At 69.0% G+C, this 14,998-nt stretch carries 13 protein-coding genes; 7 read left to right on the forward strand and 6 right to left on the reverse strand.

Annotated features, from left to right (window positions below; all coding sequences use genetic code 11):
- Positions 1-132: 132 nt before the first annotated feature.
- Both Q5696_RS13860 and Q5696_RS13865 read right to left on the reverse strand, forming a co-directional pair.
- A complete protein-coding gene (locus Q5696_RS13860; protein WP_305091910.1) occupies positions 133-2,184 on the reverse strand; it encodes a S9 family peptidase in 2,052 nt (683 codons plus the stop codon).
- An 8-nt stretch (positions 2,185-2,192) separates the two neighbouring features.
- Positions 2,193-2,810 (reverse strand): GNAT family N-acetyltransferase, encoded by a 618-nt coding sequence (locus Q5696_RS13865; protein WP_305091911.1) that lies wholly within the window; start codon positions 2,808-2,810, stop codon positions 2,193-2,195.
- Positions 2,811-2,881: 71 nt separating this feature from the next.
- On the opposite strand from Q5696_RS13865, the gene Q5696_RS13870 reads away from it, so the two are divergent.
- Both Q5696_RS13870 and fdhD read left to right on the forward strand, forming a co-directional pair.
- Positions 2,882-5,194 carry an FdhF/YdeP family oxidoreductase gene (locus Q5696_RS13870; protein WP_305091912.1) on the forward strand — a complete coding sequence of 771 codons (2,313 nt, stop codon included), beginning with the start codon at positions 2,882-2,884 and terminating at the stop codon, positions 5,192-5,194.
- The gene (gene fdhD / locus Q5696_RS13875) at positions 5,195-6,019 is read left to right on the forward strand and encodes a formate dehydrogenase accessory sulfurtransferase FdhD (RefSeq protein ID WP_305091913.1); all 825 of its coding nucleotides are present in this window, start codon (positions 5,195-5,197) and stop codon (positions 6,017-6,019) included. It begins immediately after the preceding gene.
- Here the strand turns inward: fdhD and Q5696_RS13880 are convergent.
- The gene (locus Q5696_RS13880; protein ID WP_514131071.1) at positions 6,016-7,143 is read right to left on the reverse strand and encodes an alpha/beta hydrolase family protein; all 1,128 of its coding nucleotides are present in this window, start codon (positions 7,141-7,143) and stop codon (positions 6,016-6,018) included. The two genes, fdhD and Q5696_RS13880, sit on opposite strands and share 4 nt — an antisense overlap.
- A 155-nt stretch (positions 7,144-7,298) precedes the next feature.
- Here Q5696_RS13880 and Q5696_RS13885 point away from each other — a divergent pair, with 155 nt between their 5' ends.
- Together Q5696_RS13885 and Q5696_RS13890 are read left to right on the forward strand one after the other, a co-directional pair.
- Complete coding sequence (locus Q5696_RS13885; RefSeq protein WP_305091915.1) at positions 7,299-7,958, forward strand: TetR family transcriptional regulator; 660 nt, start codon at positions 7,299-7,301, stop codon at positions 7,956-7,958.
- A gap of 19 nt (positions 7,959-7,977) precedes the next feature.
- Entirely contained in the window at positions 7,978-8,748 is a 771-nt protein-coding gene (locus Q5696_RS13890) for an IclR family transcriptional regulator (RefSeq protein ID WP_305091916.1), read from the forward strand.
- A 10-nt stretch (positions 8,749-8,758) separates the two neighbouring features.
- On the opposite strand, the gene Q5696_RS13895 is transcribed toward Q5696_RS13890, so the two are convergent.
- Complete coding sequence (locus Q5696_RS13895) at positions 8,759-9,616, reverse strand: LLM class flavin-dependent oxidoreductase (protein ID WP_305091917.1); 858 nt, start codon at positions 9,614-9,616, stop codon at positions 8,759-8,761.
- A 176-nt stretch (positions 9,617-9,792) separates the two neighbouring features.
- Here Q5696_RS13895 and Q5696_RS13900 point away from each other — a divergent pair, with 176 nt between their 5' ends.
- From Q5696_RS13900 to dmpG, 3 genes are read left to right on the forward strand one after another with little or no spacing between them, the layout of a single operon-like run.
- Positions 9,793-10,608: a 2-keto-4-pentenoate hydratase gene (locus Q5696_RS13900; RefSeq protein WP_305091918.1), complete on the forward strand. Its 816-nt coding sequence runs from the start codon at positions 9,793-9,795 to the stop codon at positions 10,606-10,608.
- Positions 10,609-10,610: 2 nt separating this feature from the next.
- Positions 10,611-11,597, forward strand: coding sequence for an acetaldehyde dehydrogenase (acetylating) (locus tag Q5696_RS13905; RefSeq protein WP_305095293.1), 987 nt, complete (start codon positions 10,611-10,613; stop codon positions 11,595-11,597).
- A 2-nt stretch (positions 11,598-11,599) separates the two neighbouring features.
- Entirely contained in the window at positions 11,600-12,631 is a 1,032-nt protein-coding gene (gene dmpG, locus Q5696_RS13910; protein WP_305091919.1) for a 4-hydroxy-2-oxovalerate aldolase, read from the forward strand.
- Positions 12,632-12,785: 154 nt separating this feature from the next.
- On the opposite strand, the gene clpX is transcribed toward dmpG, so the two are convergent.
- Both clpX and Q5696_RS13920 read right to left on the reverse strand, forming a co-directional pair.
- Entirely contained in the window at positions 12,786-14,063 is a 1,278-nt protein-coding gene (gene clpX, locus Q5696_RS13915; protein WP_305091920.1) for an ATP-dependent Clp protease ATP-binding subunit ClpX, read from the reverse strand.
- Between the two features lie 229 nt (positions 14,064-14,292).
- Positions 14,293-14,955, reverse strand: a complete 663-nt coding sequence (locus Q5696_RS13920) for an ATP-dependent Clp protease proteolytic subunit (protein ID WP_305091921.1) — start codon at positions 14,953-14,955, stop codon at positions 14,293-14,295.
- Between the last annotated feature and the right edge of the window lie 43 nt (positions 14,956-14,998).

A 14,998-nucleotide genomic window follows, 5' to 3' on the forward strand; every position in this document is an offset into this window, starting at 1 on the left:
TCCCCCTCCCCCGCGTTTTGCGCACTTATCGCGTCTTTCGGGGCACGAAAACACGCGATAAGTGCGCAAAACGCGAAAGGTCGGCCGAGCAGGCCCGGCAGGGAGCGAAGACCGGGCGGGAAGCGGGACGAATCAGCCGAGAGCGTCGGGCAGGGGCACGGTGTCACCGAGGACGTGTTCGGCGAGGAACGATTCGACCACCTGATACCAGATCTTGGTGTGCTGGGGGCTCAGGATCCAGTGGTTCTCGGTGGGGAAGTACAGGAAGCGATGGTCGGTGGTGCCGTCGGCGTCGGCGGGCAGGCCCGATTCGGACAACAGTTCGTACCAGAGCCGCAGGCCCTCCCCGATCGGGACGCGGTAGTCCTTGTCGCCGTGGATCACGAGCATGGGCGTGGCGATGTCGGCGACGTACAGGTGCGGCGAGTTCTCGAACGCCATCTCCGGTGTCATTTCGCGGGCCCAGTACCAGGCGGCGTCGGTGGTGGGCGCGAACTGGTCGAGGGCCCACAGGCCGGCGTGGGTGACGATCGCGTCGAACCGGTCGGTGTGTCCGGCGATCCAGTTGGCCATGTAGCCGCCGAACGAGCCGCCCATCGCGGCGGTGCGGGTGGCGTCGATCTCCGGTAACGCGGCGGCGGTGTCGGTGATCGCCATGAGATCGGTGAACGGTTCCTTGCCCCAGCGGCCCCAGCCGCGCTGCACGAAGTCCTGTCCGTACCCGGTGGACAGGGCCGGATCGGGCAGCAGCACCGCATAGCCCTGGGCGACGAGCAGCCACGGGTTCCACCGCCACGACCACGTGTTCCACGAGTTCAGGGGGCCGCCGTGGATCCACAGCAGCAGCGGCGCCGGGGCCTCGTCCGACGCGGTCTCCGGCAGTGCGAGCCATCCGCGCAGCGGGGTGCCGTCGACGCCCTGCGCGACGACCTCGGTGAGTCGTCCGGGCAGCGGCGGGTTCTCCGACGGGGCGCGCAACGGAGTGACGGTGCCGGCGTCGTCGCCGGTGAGCGAGATCCGGACGGGGTGCGGGGGCGACGTGTACGAGGCCCGCAACGCGTACACCGCCGCGGCGTCGGGGGCGACCTGCAGATCGGTGTACGCCGCAGCGTCGGTGGTGAGCGGTTCCGGGATGCCGTCGCGCAGCACGAAGACCGGGCCGCGTCCGTGGTCGTCGGCGGTGAGGAGCACTCCGGTGCCGTCGGGCAGCCACGTCACCGATGTGGGCCAGCGGTCCCACCCGGGTGCGAGGTCGTCGACCTTTCCGGTGTCGAACCGGTAGCGGTGCACCGTGATTCGCGGCGCGTTGTCGGCGTCGCCGTGGGCTTCCCGCAGAAAGGCGACGCTGCTGCCGTCCGGGGCGATCATCGGGTGCCCGGCGTCCGCGGTGGCGTCGTCGACGAGGACGGTCCGCTCCCCCGTCGCGGTGTCGATGCGTACCAGTGTCGTGCGGCGGGCACCGAGCGCACCCGGCACCGTCCACGTGCTCACCACGAACGTGCCGTCGGCGGACAGGTCGTAGTCGGCGTCCCGCAGCGCTGCCCCCGGATCGGGCGTCAGATCGTCGACGTCGATGCCGTCTCCACTGCCGCTGCCGTCGGTGCGGCCGACGAGGAGGTGTGGAACGTCGGCGCCGAGATCGTGGTCCCAGTGCCGGATCGGGTAGCCGCGGTGCAGGACCGCGGTGATCTTCTTGTCCTTGCGGTCGCCGCGGATCCGTTCGTCGTCGGCGGCGGTGGCCCCGAACACGGCACCACGCAGCACCGTTCGCGGGGAGCAGCGGGCGGCGCGGACACCGGTGAATCCGCCGCCGCGGGCCGCGATGCGGTGGGCCTCACCACCGTCGGCGGGCAGCCGCCACAGCGCGGCCGGGGTGTCGTCGCCGTCGTCGGGGCCGGGGCGGGACGCGAGGAACAACAGGTCCCCGGCGTCGGTGAAGACGGGTCCCGATTCCCCGGTGGCGCCCCAGGTGAGCCGGCGTGCCGGGCGTTCCCCGGACGGATCGATCTCCCACAGTGCGGATACATATTTCGTGGCGGCCTCGTCGAGCACCGCCCGGGTCACGACGAGTCGGGTGCCGTCCGGGGACAGCACGAGCCCGGACGTGCGCGGCAGCGCCACATAGTCGTCCAGGTCGCGGAAAGGCGTGGAGGGGACGGCCGGCGAGGAGGTGTCGGGGGTCATGCTCGTGCTCACCGCTGCCCGGTGTCCCGCGGTCGACGCCACATCTGCCACAGCGTGGGCCCGCCGTTCGGGATCACGATCTCGCCGGTCACCTCGAAACCGAACCGTTCGTAGTACGGGATGTTCCCTTCCTTGCTCGATTCCAGGTACGCGGGTAGGCCGTCCGCGTCGCACCGGGACAGCCGCGAGTTCAGCAGTGCGGTGCCGTGGCCGCCGCCCCGGCCGGCCGTCGACGTTCCGATCGACGCGAGATACCAGTGCGGTTCGGTGGGGTGCGCGGCATCGAGTGCGCCGTCGACCTCGGCGCCGGCCCGCAGCTGCCGGCCCAGGGCCAGCGCCAGCGTCGGCAGGCTCAGCAACGACGACAGTGTCGACTGCTTCCACCGTCCCGGCGGATCCCACAGTGCGCCCCCGACGATCGTGCCGTCGTCGGTGTATGCGAGTTCGGCGCCCCCTCCGGCCAGGTGGTGGTAACGGATCTCGGCGCCGAACAGGCGGGCCATGCCGGCCGGGCGGCGCTCCGGGTCCGGCAGGATCCAGCACATGACGGGGTCGTCGTCGAACGCGTCCGCGAGGGCCACCGAGACGGCACGGATGTCGGATCGGGTCACGGGACGCACAGGCATGCCGGGAGCCTACCGTCGGACGGCGTGTCGGTACGCGTGCATCGGAATCGTTTCGGGGCCACTATAGGTCCATGACGCGTCAGGGACCTCGGGACGACATCGACGAAAACGATCTGGTCGTCGGCAGCGCGAAGGACTACGCGGCCGGGGTGCCGGCGGTGTTGGTGTCGATGCAGCGGGCGGTCGAGCAGATGGGTGTCGTGCGGACCGCTCGCACACTGACCCGCCTCAACCAGCGGCACGGTTTCGACTGCCCGGGCTGCGCGTGGCCGGAGACGCCCGGACATCGCAAGCCCGCCGAGTTCTGCGAGAACGGCGCGAAGGCCGTCGCCGAGGAGGCGACACTGCGCACCGTGACACCGGAATTCTTCGCGTCGCATCCGATGTCGCTGCTGGCCGAGCGCACCGACTACTGGTTGGGCCAGCAGGGCCGGATCACGCATCCGATGGTGGTGCGGCCCGGTGGCGACCGGTACGAACCGATCGGCTGGGACGACGCGTACCGGCTGATCGCCGAGCATCTGCGGGGCCTCGACTCCCCCGACGAGGCGGTGTTCTACACGTCGGGCCGCACCAGCAACGAGGCCGCGTTCGTGTACCAGGCGATGATCCGGAGTTTCGGCACCAACAACCTGCCGGACTGCTCCAACATGTGCCACGAGTCGTCCGGCAGTGCCCTGACGGAGACGATCGGGATCGGGAAGGGCTCGGTGACGGTTCCCGACCTCGAGCAGGCCGACCTGATTCTCATCGCGGGACAGAACCCCGGCACCAATCATCCGCGGATGCTGTCGACGCTGGAGAAGGCGAAGGCCAACGGCGCGAAGATCATTGCGATCAATCCGCTGCCCGAGGCCGGGCTGCTCCGGTTCAAGGACCCGCAGAAGGTCGGCGGTGTCGTCGGCCACGGCGTCCCCATCGCCGACGAGTTCCTGCAGATCCGGCTCGGCGGCGACATGGCCCTGTTCCAGGGGCTGGGACGGCTGCTGCTCGAGGCCGACGACCGCAACCCGGGTTCGGTGGTCGACCGGGCGTTCGTCGACGCGCACTGCGCCGGGTTCGACGACTGGGCGGCACACGTGCGGGCCGTCGACCTCGACACCGTCGCCCTGGCCACGGGCCTGACCCGGCGTCAGCTCGACGAGACCGCTGCCGCGCTGGCCGCCTCGGAGCGCACGGTCGTGTGCTGGGCGATGGGCCTGACGCAGCATGCGCACGCCGTCGCCACCATCCAGGAGACGGTCAACGTGCTGTTGGCCCGCGGCATGATCGGCAAGACCGGTGCCGGGGTGTGCCCGGTGCGCGGACATTCCAACGTGCAGGGCGATCGAACGATGGGGATCTGGGAGCAGATGCCCGAGGAGTTCCTCGCTGCACTCGACGCCGAGTTCGGTATCTCCAGTCCCCGCAGCCACGGGTTCGACACCGTCGACGCGATCCGCGCGATGCGGGACGGCCGCGCCCGCGTGTTCGTGGCGATGGGCGGCAACTTCGTGTCCGCGACCCCGGACACCGCCGCCACCGAGCAGGCGCTGCGCAACTGCGAACTGACGGTGCAGGTGTCGACGAAGCTCAACCGCAGCCACGTGGTGCACGGGCGCACCGCACTGATCCTGCCGACGCTGGGCCGCACCGACCTCGACGTCCAGGACACCGGGAAACAGGCGGTGTCGGTGGAGGATTCGATGTCGATGGTGCACCTGTCGCGGGGACGTCTGCACCCGGTGAGCGAGCACCTGCGCAGCGAGATCGCCATCGTGTGCCAGCTGGCGCGGGAGCTGCTCGGGGCCGACCACCCGGTGCCGTGGCGCCGGTTCGAGGCCGACTACGACCTGATCCGGGACTCCATCTCGCGGGTGGTGCCCGGCTTCGAGGACTACAACGTGCGGGTACGCCGCCCGGACGGTTTCCAGTTGCCGCATCCGCCACGGGATTCGCGGGAGTTCCCCACCCACACCGGCAAAGCCAATTTCACGGTCAGCCCGCTCGAATGGGTGCCCACCCCGGCCGGCCGGCTGATCCTGCAGACCCTGCGCAGCCACGACCAGTACAACACCACCGTCTACGGCCTCGACGACCGTTACCGCGGCATCAAGAACGGCCGCAAGGTGGTCTTCGTCAGCGCCCCCGACATCGCCGAACTCGGCCTGCACGACGGGCAGATCGTCGACATCGTCTCGGAGTGGACCACCGCCGACGGCCGGCTCGAGGAGCGTCGGGTGCACGGATTCCGCGTCGTCGAGTACAGCACGCCGCGCGGCAACGCGGCCGCCTACTACCCGGAGACCAACCCGCTGGTGCCGCTCGATCATGTTGCGGCCAAATCGAACACACCGGTGTCGAAGGCGATCGTCGTCCGACTCGATCCCGTCGGGAACAGCTAGATGGGACGGGTCACCGCCCGACGCCCCGTCCTGCGCATCACCGCCGACGGCACCCGCCGCCGCCCGGATGCGCTGGCCGTCGAGGAGCCGCTCGAGATCCGTCTCGACGGCCGCTCGCTCACCGTCACGATGCGCACCCCCGGCAACGACGTCGAACTCGTGCACGGATTCCTGCTCACCGAGGGGATCGTCGCGACGGCCGCCGATGTGGCGGTGGTGCGCTACTGCGACGGGGTCGACGCCGACGGCGCCAACACCTACAACGTGCTCGACGTCGCGTTGGCGGCCGGTGTCCCCGATCCCGGTGAGCGGGGCCGGCGCGCGTTCCTCACCACGTCGGCATGCGGGGTGTGCGGCAAGGCGTCGCTCGACGAGGTCGCGGTCCGCAGCCGATTCGACCTGTCCGACAGCAGCTTCGAGATCTCCGCGGCGACCCTGTCGACACTGCCGGAGACGTTGCGCAGCCACCAGCGGGTGTTCGACGCCACCGGCGGCCTGCATGCGGCCGGGTTGTTCACCGCCGACGGCACCCTGCTCGCGGTGCGCGAGGACGTGGGCCGGCACAACGCCGTCGACAAGGTTCTCGGCTGGGCGCTCACCGAGAACCGGGTCCCCCTGTTCGACGCGGTTCTCGTGGTGAGCGGGCGCGCATCGTTCGAACTGGCGCAGAAGGCCGCGGTCGCGGGGGTGCCGGTGCTCGGGGCGGTGTCGGCACCGTCGTCACTGGCCGTGGACCTGGCCCGCGACCGCGGGATGACGCTCGCCGGATTCCTGCGCGGGGAGACGATGAACGTCTATTCCGGCGAGCAGCGCATCCTCCTCTAGCAGGTGCCGGCCGGCTTCTCGCCGTTCGCGAGCGCCGACATGAACTGCGACGCGTCGTCGTACGAGGCGGGGATCGCCGCCCGGTGGTCGGCACCCTCGTACGTCTTGTACGCGACCTCGCTGCCGTTGCTGCACAGGCTCTTCACGAGCGAGCTGCTCATGGCCTCGGTGACGAGCGTGTCCGCCGTGCCCTGCAGTACCAGTGTCGGCACGGTCGGTGTGACCGCCCCGGGCGCCTGCGCCTTCAGGTAGTCGGTGAGTTTGCCGAGATCGACGCCGGGCGCGAACGCCTTGTCCGGCGGGACCTGCCCGATGACGTCGCGGATCTGCCCGACGCAGCTGGTGCGGGCCGCGGTGAGCAGCACCTGCGCCTCCGGGGTGACGTAGTCGTCGGCGACGATCGACGGATCGGCGGCCTCGGCGCCCAGCAGGATCAGCGGCAGGAACGCGAGGGCGGGCGCCACCTCGGGGGTACCGGCCGCGAGGTACTGCGGGGTCTCGCTGATGTCGTTGCCCGGGGCGATCGCGATCGCCCCGCGCAGGTCGAGTTCCGGTGCCCGGTCGGCGCCCTGCGCCGCGGTGAACACGGCCGCGTGCCCACCCTGGCTGTGTCCCATCGCGTACCACTGGGTGCCGACCGCATCGTCGAGTTCGCGGCTGGCCCGGACGATGTCGGTGACCGCGTTGGCCTCGGTGCCGCCGTCCATGTACGGGTGGCCGCCGGGAGTACCCATGCCGACGTAGTCGGTCCGGACCACGACGTAACCGTCGGCGACGTACTTGTCGAGGGTCTGGTCGACGCCGGCCAGGTAGTCGTGTGCGAAGCCGTCGATCGTGTCGGCGGACGGCGCGCAGATGTCGGAGACACCGGTGGTGCCGTGGGCCCAGCTGATCACCGGGAAGCCGCCTTCGGGCGCCGCACCGGACGGGATCGACACCGTGCCGGAGACGACCACGGGGTCGCCCTGCGCGTTCTGCGACGCGTACGTGATCAGTTCGCTGCGGCCGGCGCTGGGCAGCACCGGGGTACCGCGCAGTTCCTGGACCGACAGCAACTGCCCGGGTTCGAGCGTCGCGGCCGCACTCTCGTTCGACGGGCCGCTGCTGCAGCCCGAGGCCACCAGCGCGACGGTCGTGGCCGCGACGGCGGTGAGAACACCGGCACGGGTGGTACCGGTACGTCGCTGATTCGTCGACGACGGTCGGAACACAGAACACCTCCAGATTAAGAACTTTGTCTCAACTTGGTGAACATAGTGCATTGGATACTCTGACCGTCATGCACTCGCCCAATGGACGCGACATGCTCATCCGTGTCGCCGAACGACTCATCGCCGAGCGCGGACTCCACGGAGTGTCCGCCCGCGAGATCGTGAGAACGGCCGGGCAGCGGAACAACTCGGCGATCACCTACCATTTCGGCACGTGGGACGGGCTGCTCGAGGCGGTGTGGCTCACCCACATGGACACCGTCAATGCGCATCGCGCCGAGATGCTCTCGACCCTGGATCACGCCGAGTCACCCGCCGACGACACCACCGTGGACACCCTGGCAGCCCTCGTTCATGCCTACATCCACCCGTTCGTCGTGGAGATCGAGTCGTCCGAACCGTCGTACTGGGCACGTTTCAACGAACAGTGGCTCACCGGCATCCACCTGGATTTCGTGAGCAGTCCGACGGCGCTCGACCCGGAGGATCCGAGGTTCCCGCGGGTCGGCGGTATGAACATCCTGCAGGGACTGTTCGAGCGGCTCCGCGCACAGCTCACCCACCTCGACGAGAGCGTCCGGGCCCGGCGGGTGGCCCTCATGGCCCGGTTCGTCGTCTCGGGGCTCGCGTCGTGGGAGCGGGAATCGGTGAGCGGCGGCGCCCCCGACCTGGCCGCGTTCGAGATCGAGCTGAACTCGCTCGCGGTCGCGCTGCTGCGGGCCACGTGACGATCCGGTCGGCGATCCCGTGACCGGCTCCGAGGGCGTCCCCAACACCGTGATCGGCAAGGTCGTCGTCGTCCTCGACGCGTTCACCGCCGAGGACCACTGGGTGAGCTTCACCGAACTCGTCCGCCGGACCGGGCTGCACAAGACGACGCTGCACCGCCTGCTCGCCGAACTGGTGGGCAGCCGACTCGTCGACCGGTCCGGGGCCGGCTACCGGCTGGGCCGGCACCTGTTCGAACTGGGCATGCGCGCCTCCGTCGAACGCGGCCTCATCGAGGTGGCCACCCCGTTTCTCGAGGACCTGCGGGAGCGCACCCACGAGACCGTGCACCTGGGGGTACTCGAGGGCGACGAGGTGGTGTACGTCGCGAAGATCGGCGGGCACCGGCAGGCCGCGTCTCCGTCGCGGATCGGTGGCCGGATGCCGTTGTACTGCACCGCGATCGGGAAGGCGATGCTCGCGCACGCCCCGGCCGACCTGAAGGCCCGCACCCTGTCCGGGCCGCTGCCGCGGCGTGGGCCGCGCACCATCACCACCCCGGGCCTGCTCGCCCGACAGCTCGAGACGATCCTCGAGACGGGGGTGGCGTTCGAGTACGAGGAGTCGGCGGTCGGCATCGTGTGCGTGTCGGCCGCGATCCTCGACGCCGACGACCGGCCGGTCGCCGGTGTCAGTGTGACCGGCCCCGTCACCCGCTTCCGGCCCGAGGCACACACCCACCAGGTGCGGGCCGCGGCCGCCGGTATCGCGGCCACTCTCGCCCGCCGGGACAACCTGCGGCAGGACTGACCGCACCCCGTCAGCCACGTTCGTGGGCGACGGCCCGCCGGATCGCCGGAATCGTTTCCTCGGCGAGGGCACGCAGGTCGGCCTCGGTGCCGTCGGAGTCGAGCACGAACGTGTCGATACCGTGCTCGACCGCGAGCGACGTGCACAGGTCGACCAGGGCGTCCCGATTCGACTTGCCGTTGATATTGAGGATGCGACGGATGTCCGACGGTGCCCGTCCGGCTTCCCCGGCGGCGTCGTCGATGCGTTTGCTCGCCTCGGCGATCCCCGGCACGTCGACGAACCCGAGCGACGGCAGCCACCCGTCGGCCGTGCTCCCCACCAACCTCAGCATGCGCGGCTTGTAGCCGCCGACCCAGATGCCGATCGGATGCGCCGGTACCGGTCCCGGATGCACGCCGGAGAGCGAGTAGAAGTCACCGCTGTACCGCACCGAGCGCTCCCCGCTCCACATCTGCCGGGCCACGTCGATCGCCTCTGCCAACGCCGACACCGCGTCCCCCGGCGTGCGGCGCGGCCCACCCATCGCGGCGATCGCGTCCCAGAACGCGCCCGTGCCCAACCCCAGTTCGACCCGACCGCCGGTGAGCAGATCGAGACTGGCCGCAGCCTTCGCCAGCACCGCCGGCGGCCGCAGCGGCAGGCTCGCCACGTCCGGGAACAGTGTCACGCGACTGGTGCGGGCCCCGAGCACGGACAGCAGAGTCCACGCGTCGAGGAACCGGGCCTGGTACGGATGGTCCTGGATCCCGATCAGGTCGAATCCCAGTTCGTCACACAGCACCGCGGACCGCACGAGCGCAGCGGGGTCGTCCGCGGCGGGAGTCGGGAAGTGACCGAATGCGACAGCTCTACCGTAATCGGGCACGCCGGCCTCCTGAGTTCCTCGGTACGGGCCCCACTCGACAGGTACCACACAGCGGGACACACCGCCGGGAAACCCGCACCGACAGGTAAGTTCCGCTCAGCGAAACCGAATGCTCGCGCGCGGCGGGCATCGTCACGCACAGTCGTAATCACGCACAACCCACGACAAGGACATCCATGCCTGACACCGCACCTACGATCTCCGAAGAGGCGATCACCCAGGCCGCGAAGCGCCTCGCCACCGCAGCCCAGACCGGCGTCGCCTGCGCACCGATCAACGACCTCATCGGCCCGTCCGACATCGGCGTCGCCTACCGCGTCCAGCAGAAGCTGATCGACTGGCAGATCGCCGACGGTGCCGTCGTCGTCGGCCGCAAGATCGGTGCGACGTCGCTGGCCGTGCAGACCCAGCTCGGCGTCGACCAGCCGGACTTCGGTGTCCTGTTCGACAACATGGACGTCTCCGACCTGCCCGAGGTGCCGACCGAGCGGATGCTCCAGCCCAAGGCCGAGGCCGAGGTCGCGTTCCGTCTCGGTGCCGACCTCGCCGAGGGCGATCTCGACCTCGACCAGATCCGTGCGGCCGTCACCGGCGCCGTCGCGGCCCTCGAACTCGTCGACAGCCGCATCGAGAACTGGAAGATCCTCATCACCGACACTGTCGCCGACAATGCGTCGTCCGGCCTGTACGTGCTCGGCGACAAGTGGGTCACGCTCGACGAGTTCGAGCCCAAGGACGTCGTGATGAAGATGTACGCCGACGACGAACTCGTCTCCGAGGGCAACGGCGAGGCCTGCCTCGGCGATCCGCTGATCGCACTGCAGTGGCTCGCCCGTACCGCCCGCGAGTACGGTCAGCCGCTGCGCGCCGGCCAGGTCGTGCTCTCCGGCGCCCTGGGTCCCATGGTTCCCGCCGCGCCCGGCGTGACCATCCGCGCCGAGCTGTCCACCCTCGGCTCCGTCACCGCAGTTTTCTCCCGGAAGGAATCGTGACAATCGTGACGAACAACGCTGATTCGAAGAAGATTCGGGTCGCCATCATCGGGCCGGGCAACATCGGCACCGACCTGATGATCAAGGTCCTGAACAAGTCCGACGTGCTCGAGATGGGTGCCATGGTCGGCATCGATCCCACGTCCGACGGCCTGGCCCGCGCCGAGCGTCTCGGCGTGCCCACCACCTCGGAGGGCGTCGACGGTCTCATCGCGCTCGACGGTTTCGACCAGATCGACATCGTGCTCGACGCGACCTCCGCCAAGGCGCACATCTCCAACTGCGAGAAGCTCGCCCCGTACGGCAAGAAGATCATCGACCTCACCCCGGCCGCGATCGGCCCGTTCGTGGTGCCGCCGGTGAACCTCGAGGAGCACCTCGACGAGGACCTCGACAACCTCAACATGGTCACGTGCGGTGGCCAGGCCACCATCCCGATGGTCGCCGCCATCTCCGCCGTCACCCCGGTCCCCTACGCCGAGATCGTCGCCTCGATCTCCTCGAAGTCGGCCGGCCCCGGCACCCGCGCGAACATCGACGAGTTCACCGAGACCACGTCGAACGCCATCCAGCAGGTCGGCGGCGCAGGCCGCGGCAAGGCCATCATCATCTTGAACCCGGCCGAGCCGCCCATGCTCATGCGCGACACCGTTCTCGCACTCGTCGGCGACGCCGACCAGGAGGCCATCCGCGCCTCCGTCAAGGAGATGGCCGCCCGGGTCGCCGAGTACGTGCCCGGTTACCGCCTCAAGCAGGAGGTCCAGTTCACGCCGGTCGCCGCCGACGAACCGGTCCACACCCTGCTGCCCGAGGGCTCGGGCCCGGTCACCACGAAGGTCACCGTGTTCCTCGAGGTCGAGGGCGCGGCCGACTACCTGCCCGCGTACGCCGGCAACCTCGACATCATGACCTCGGCCGCCCAGCGCACCGCCGAGTCCATCGCGCGCCGTCTGATCGCCGCGCGCACCAACACCCCCGCGGAGGTCTGAGCGTGTCCACCAAGATCTACATCCAGGACGTCACCCTGCGCGACGGCATGCACGCCGTCCGGCACCGGATGTCCCCGGAGAACGTGGCCAAGATCGTCACCGCCCTCGACGAGGCCGGCGTCGACGCCATCGAGGTCTCCCACGGTGACGGCATCGCCGGTGGCTCGCTCAACTACGGCCCGGGCTCGAACACCGACTGGGAGTGGATCGAGGCCGCCGCCGGTGCCGTGAAGAACGCGAAGCTCACGACGCTGCTGCTGCCCGGCATCGGCACCATCGAGGAGCTCGAGCACGCCCACAAGCTGGGTGTGCAGTCGGTTCGCATCGCGACGCACTGCACCGAGGCCGACGTCTCCGCACAGCACATCGCGAAGGCCCGCGAGCTGGGCATGGACGTGTCCGGCTTCCTCATGATGAGCCACATGGCCGCCCCCGAACTGCTGGCCCAGCAGGCCAAGCTCATGGAGTCGTACGGCGCGCACTGCGTGTACGTCACCGACTCGGGCGGACGCCTGACGATGGACGACGTCCGCGCCCGCATCAAGGCCTACCGGGACGTCCTCGACGCCGACACCCAGATCGGCATCCACGCGCACGAGAACCTGTCGCTGTCGGTGGCCAACAGCGTCGTCGCCGTCGAGAACGGCGTGTACCGCGTCGACGCCTCCCTCGCGGGTCAGGGCGCCGGTGCCGGCAACTGCCCGATCGAGGCGTTCATCGGTGTCGCCGACCTGTACGGCTGGGAGCACGGCTGCGACGTGTTCAAGCTGATGGATGCGGCCGACGACATCGTCCGACCGCTGCAGGATCGTCCGGTCCGCGTCGACCGCGAGACCCTCACCCTCGGCTACGCCGGCGTGTACTCGAGCTTCCTGCGGCACGCCGAGAAGGCGGCCGCGGACTACGGCCTCGACGCCCGCACCATCCTCCTCGAGGTCGGCAAGCGCAGCCTCGTCGGCGGCCAGGAAGACATGATCGTCGACATCGCGCTCGATCTGCTGAGCAAGGAAAACAAGGCGAACGTCTCCGCCTGAAGCCGAAGGGACCCTTTGTGCGCCGAGCACGTACGAAGGGTCCCTTCAGCTCGGCCGACCCCGTGAAAACGGCACTGCCCCCGACCTCCGCGCGGAGATCGGGGGCAGTGCTGTTGTGTCGATGTCGTGGATGTCCGCGTTGTCGCGGCCGGTGTCAGGCCGACTTGTCGCGGCGCTCGCGGTCCGTCTTGCGGGGCACGATCGTCGGGAGCACGTTGTCGTTGACGGTCTCGGCGGTCACGACGACCTTCTCGACGTCGTCACGGCTCGGGATGTCGTACATCACCGGCTGCAGCACTTCCTCCATGATGGCGCGCAGGCCGCGGGCGCCGGTGCCCCGGAGGATCGCCTGATCCGCCACCGCCTCGAGGGCGTCGGCAGTGAACTCCAACTCCACCCCGTCCATGTCGAACAGCCGCGAATACTGCTTGACGAGTGCATTCTTCGGCTCGGACAGGATCTGCACGAGCGATTCCTTGTCGAGGCTCGTCACCGACGCCACGACAGGCAGCCGGCCGATGAACTCGGGGATCAGCCCGAACTTGATGAGATCCTCGGGCAGGACCTCGGAGAAGTGGTCCTGCGTGTCGATCTCCGCCTTGGAGCGGACCTCGGCACCGAAACCGATACCCCGCTTGCCGACCCGGTCGGAGACGATCTTCTCGAGGCCCGCGAACGCACCGGCGACGATGAACAGCACGTTGGTCGTGTCGATCTGAATGAATTCCTGATGCGGATGCTTGCGTCCGCCCTGCGGCGGAACACTCGCCTGCGTACCCTCGAGGATCTTCAGCAGCGCCTGCTGCACACCCTCACCGGACACGTCGCGGGTGATCGACGGGTTCTCCGACTTACGAGCGATCTTGTCGACCTCGTCGATGTAGATGATGCCGGTCTCGGCACGCTTGACGTCGTAGTCGGCGGCCTGGATCAACTTCAGGAGGATGTTCTCGACGTCCTCACCGACGTAGCCGGCCTCGGTGAGTGCGGTGGCGTCGGCGATCGCGAACGGCACGTTGAGCATCTTCGCGAGCGTCTGCGCCAGATACGTCTTGCCGCAGCCCGTCGGGCCGAGCATCAGAATGTTCGACTTCGCCAGTTCGACGGTCTCGCCGCGCGCGTCCCGGCCACGGTCACCGGCCTGGATGCGCTTGTAGTGGTTGTAGACGGCGACCGCGAGCGTCCGCTTCGCGGCATCCTGGCCGATCACGTAGTTCTCCAGGAAGTCCCGGATCTCGGCCGGCTTCGGCAGTTCGTCGAGCTTCACCTCGCTCGACTCGGCGAGTTCTTCCTCGATGATCTCGTTGCACAGATCGATGCATTCGTCGCAGATGTAGACCCCAGGTCCCGCAATGAGCTTCTTGACCTGCTTCTGGCTCTTGCCGCAGAACGAGCACTTGAGCAGATCGCCGCCGTCACCGATGCGTGCCATCTCGTTAGGTCCCTACTTCCTTGTCTCCGTGCGAGCCCGTCACGGTCCGCGAGTTCCACCGTACGGCGGTTCCGCCTCCCCCACCGGGTTCGAGAGCTCCTGGTGAGACCGTACCCGCAGATCCGGAACGGGGTCGACCGTTCACGCGTGTTGCGGCCCGGCCGCTACGAATCCCCGGCACGCCGGTCACACGGATCCTTCGTGCGACCGACGGGCCGGGGGCGCCACATCACTTCTGGGCGGACAACTTTCGGTACTCGAGCACGTTGTCGATGATCCCGTACTCCTTGGCCTCCTCGGCCGTGAGGATCTTGTCGCGATCGGTGTCCTTGCGGATCACCTCGGGATCCTTGCCGGTGTGCCGGCCGAGGGTCGTCTCCATCAGACGGCGCATCCGCTCGATCTCGGCGGCCTGGATCTCGAGGTCCGAGACCTGACCCTGGATGCCGCCCGTGGCGGGCTGGTGGATCAGCACGCGGGCGTTGGGCAGCGCGAGACGCTTACCGGGGGTGCCGGCCGCGAGCAGCACCGCTGCCGCCGACGCCGCCTGCCCGAGGCACACCGTCGTGATGTCGGCGCGCACGTACTGCATCGTGTCGTAGATCGCCATGAGCGACGTGAACGAGCCACCCGGCGAGTTGATGTACATCGTGATGTCGCGGTCCGGATCGAGCGACTCGAGGACCAGCAGCTGCGCCATGATGTCGTTCGCGGAGGCGTCGTCCACCTGCGTGCCGAGGAAGATGATGCGCTCCTCGAACAGCTTGTTGTACGGGTTGGACTCCTTGACGCCGTAGCTGGAGTGCTCGATGAACGACGGCAGGATGTAGCGGGACTGGGCACCGGCCGGGGCCTGGCCGCCGAGTGCGCGAGGATCGAACATGTTGGTCATCAGTTCTCCAAGAATGGTCTGGGCTTCGGGGACGGGACGGCGG

This window comes from Prescottella sp. R16 (assembly GCF_030656875.1).
Lineage (GTDB): Bacteria > Actinomycetota > Actinomycetes > Mycobacteriales > Mycobacteriaceae > Prescottella.